The sequence below is a fragment of the Paenibacillus sp. P2(2022) genome (assembly GCF_029522175.1).
Lineage (GTDB): Bacteria > Bacillota > Bacilli > Paenibacillales > Paenibacillaceae > Paenibacillus > Paenibacillus polymyxa.
The window spans coordinates 1-650 of sequence record NZ_JAKWFI010000034.1; the positions used below are offsets into that span (position 1 = coordinate 1).

The window sequence follows — 650 nt, forward strand, 5'->3', positions numbered from 1 at the left end:
GCCTCACCGCTACCTAATTGCTCGATTTGTTCCTCGACCGGATAGTTCTCAAAAATAAGAATATGATTAATCAAATCCTGCTTAAGCTCTGACAATCCCTGAATTTCATACAACGGATACGTATCGTACACATGGGAAGCAATCGATTGCTCCTGGATGTGCTTCATCACGTCAGAGAATACACTGTCCTTATGACTGCGGATGCGCACTGGAATCGTATTGATAAACAGACCAATGATATGCTCCACATTCGGAATGTCTGCCGGACGTCCAGATACTACGCCGCCAAACACGACATCATCGGTGCCATTATATTTTTGCAGCAAAAGGCCCCAAACGGTCTGCATCAACGTATTGATGGTGACCTGATAACGCTTGGCTATGTGCTGAATACGAGCGGTTAGCTCTGCTCCCAAATCAAAATCCAGACGCTCTGCCTGATACCCTGTTTTGCCCTGGATTTTTGCCTGTGGCAAACGGGACTGCTCCTCATATCCATCCAGAACCTTGCTCCAGTAGCTGGTTGCGGCCTGACGATCCTGCTGTTCCAGCCATTCGATATATTGACTGTACGGCGTGACAGGGGCCAGTTCCGGTTGTTTATGAGCCAGAATCGCAAAATAACTCGCAAACACTTCGTTTGTCACCAG

Annotated in this window: 1 protein-coding gene; it reads right to left on the minus strand. The window is 47.7% G+C overall.

Translation table 11 applies throughout. From position 1 onward, the window contains the following. On the minus strand, window positions 1-650 hold a 650-nt coding region (locus MMB75_RS26030; protein WP_045245481.1), incomplete at both ends, for a condensation domain-containing protein.